At 44.9% G+C, this 2,735-nt stretch carries 2 protein-coding genes, 1 rRNA gene and 1 pseudogene; 2 read left to right on the top strand and 2 right to left on the bottom strand.

Translation table 11 applies throughout. The features are described from left to right. A 16S ribosomal RNA gene (locus tag H6G97_RS49425) occupies positions 1-112 on the bottom strand; the annotation flags it as partial. 480 nt (positions 113-592) lie between these two features. Here H6G97_RS49425 and H6G97_RS49420 point away from each other — a divergent pair. Both H6G97_RS49420 and H6G97_RS49415 read left to right on the top strand, forming a co-directional pair. Beyond that, complete coding sequence (locus H6G97_RS49420; protein WP_190947563.1) at positions 593-862, top strand: hypothetical protein; 270 nt, start codon at positions 593-595, stop codon at positions 860-862. A 324-nt stretch (positions 863-1,186) separates the two neighbouring features. After that, the gene (locus H6G97_RS49415; protein ID WP_190947562.1) at positions 1,187-1,396 is read left to right on the top strand and encodes a CopG family transcriptional regulator; all 210 of its coding nucleotides are present in this window, start codon (positions 1,187-1,189) and stop codon (positions 1,394-1,396) included. Positions 1,397-1,491: 95 nt separating this feature from the next. Here the strand turns inward: H6G97_RS49415 and H6G97_RS54460 are convergent. Further along, a pseudogene (locus H6G97_RS54460) lies at positions 1,492-2,735 on the bottom strand (bifunctional DNA primase/helicase); the annotation flags it as partial.

Raw genomic sequence — 2,735 nt, 5'->3', positions numbered from 1 at the left:
TTCTCACGCGTTACTCACCCGTCCGCCACTGTGTCCGAAGACACCGTTCGACTTGCATGTGTTAAGCATACCGCCAGCGTTCATCCTGAGCCAGGATCAAACTCTCCGTTTTGAATTGGAAAGCTTTTCAGCTCAATATTAGCTGCTCTTTTTTAACTTCAGCTTAGTTATCTTTATTTTCTTGACGCAAACTACTTGCTGTCTTTTCGCTTCCAAACTATAATATTTTCAAGGTTCGGCGTCCTTCGGTCGTCGCTCTAAACGCGCTCGTCTCTCAGGTGCTTATCCAATATAACGAGTGAAAATATTTTTGTCAACTATTTTTCCAAAAATATTTGGGAAGTTTGTCGATGCAGATGTAATCCTTAAATTGCAAGGATTTTACTATATATAAGCATTTCTGGAAATTTCTGGATAAAATTCTGATTGTAACCAACTTTGGTGTTTTGCTATCCAGGCTGCTTTTAAACTCGCTGTTGCATTGCTGACTACTTCCCATTAACTTCTTGACAACTATGACTTGGTGAGGCTCATCTTTCTAAAATGCCACGGTCGTATTGAGCAAAACGGCAGTCATGGGAGTACCCTGAGGGTGTCGGTATCAGCACCAACTGAAGTTCAGCCAGAAGAAAATTACTCCTCTAGTTTGACTCCAGGTGAAGCATCAGCTGATTTCATGGTGAAGCAGCATCAGGAAGAGCAGGTAAGCTTTTCGGGTCGCTATAGATATCGACCTGCAATGCTAATTGCTCAGACCTGCAATCAAGACATTTACAAACCAGGATTAAATGCAACTATAATTGCGCGTCAGCCGGGATTAAGGGTCTTGTCTACTTTTGGTGATCTAGTTTGGGGATATTAGTTTAGGCGATGGCGCAAGCGCCCACCTTCTCTACGAGACGCTTCGCGAACGGCATCACAAAAACAAAAAATGGAATAATAATTATTACTCAGATTGAGGGATAGCACGAAGTAGTTGCCAAGAGCGATACCTACGGTAAGCTGCGTTAACGCAAAAATACAGTTTACTTTTCACCCTCACCTGCCGACGCTTTATATAGCCAGCAAGAACCGACGCTTAAATGAAATTATAGTTGCATTTAATGGTGGCTAAGAAATGTCATGATTACAGGTGTGAGCGATTAGCATTGCAGGTCACTACACTTAGTTTCTGGCTAAAAAGTGAATGGTAAATAAAAAATGGGCTGTCAAACGGCTAACAGTAAATCTCACGGCAACAGAGACACAAAAATTGTCAGAATACTGTGAAAAAACAGGAAGACCTATTAATGATGTGATTCGACAATTACTGCGTTCTTTAAAGGTTGATAGTGATGAAGCATCGGAAATTTCGCCAGATTCTGAAGTTTCAGAATTAGCTGGACTTCAAAAATAAGTCAATCAATGAAGCAATAGATATTATGGGACTGTTTACAAGACTCAAGTGATGTTCGAGGGATTAACAGTCAACTGGTCTGTAACAGAGGCAAATCACGCCATCCATTCAGTCCACTGTGGGGCATCTGTCACCAGTTGAGCAAACTTTTCAGGGCTTGCATCCTCAAATTCTAGCATCACGCCGCAACGCTCATCACTCGTTAGCGTACAGAGTAATTCTTTAACCGCATTAACCCCGTACTCCAGCCGCTCAATCGCTAACTGAGCATAATATTTGACCCGCTCCCACCAAGAATCACTGAGTTCTGGATCTGTGTCCATACCCTCCCAATTATTATCTCCACTTTCATTATTGGGGGGTGTGGACGGAGCATTAATTCCATATTGAGACTGCATTCTAGCTGCATAAGCCGCATTTCGTTCTTGTTCATCTTGGCGTTTCCTTTCCCTGTCCTCCCGTTGCCTCTGCCGATAATCCAGTACCTTTTGGATAAATTCGACATCCTCAGTATTGAGCCGATAATACCGAACCCTCTGCCCATCTAAGAGTGGTCGCCGTGACTCAGTAGACAATCCGAGTTGCCAGAGATACTGCCCCAAAATCCAAACTGGAGACTCCGATAGCGGGATGGTCAGATTAAGAATGCCTTTAACGTGAGATGCATTGCGCTTGGAGAACTCTGCCAAAGCCTGAATCATCGCCTCATCGCCTTTAATCTCAACCCCAGCCATCAGATCCAACAGCACAGCCCTCAATCCCAGCCGATGACGCATTAGCCACGCAGTAGAATGGTTACTCCAGTCGGTGCAGATGGCGAGGCGCGAGCGTTCCGACTTATCGCGTTCCACAACAACAGCCGGTGGTGCAACAAACTCTCGCCCCTGATCATCGGTAATCATTTCCCCAGGCGTTGCCAATATCGCTTCAAGTGCGACAATCTTTTTAATTAAACGTCCCCTGTCATCTTGCTCAACCAGTTCCGGGGTTACGCTCATCCCGTAAGTATCCTGTATGCGGAACTTCTCACACTCCAAAACCTCTTCGGGCTTGAGATAATCCTGATGCTGCCTACTGGTGTATGTCCTTCTGTCAATATCTTTGGCGTTAGCAACCTTGCGAAAATGTTCCTCATCGATAGCAATACCTGCCGCTTTCATCCACCGGGAAGCCCCCTCATCGGTTGCATCACCCACAGGCGCAATAGTATTGCCCATTTCTTCTAGGAGCTTACGCAAATCAGCCCGTAAATTATTAATCGACCAATTCCGTTGCCCTTCAATCTGACAACTGGCATCTAATGCCCAATCCTTCTCAGCCCCACGTTTGCCCGTTTCCC

This window comes from Nostoc flagelliforme FACHB-838, assembly GCF_014698065.1.
Taxonomy (GTDB): domain Bacteria; phylum Cyanobacteriota; class Cyanobacteriia; order Cyanobacteriales; family Nostocaceae; genus Nostoc; species Nostoc flagelliforme_B.
This window is presented reverse-complemented; position numbering and strand designations above follow the sequence as displayed.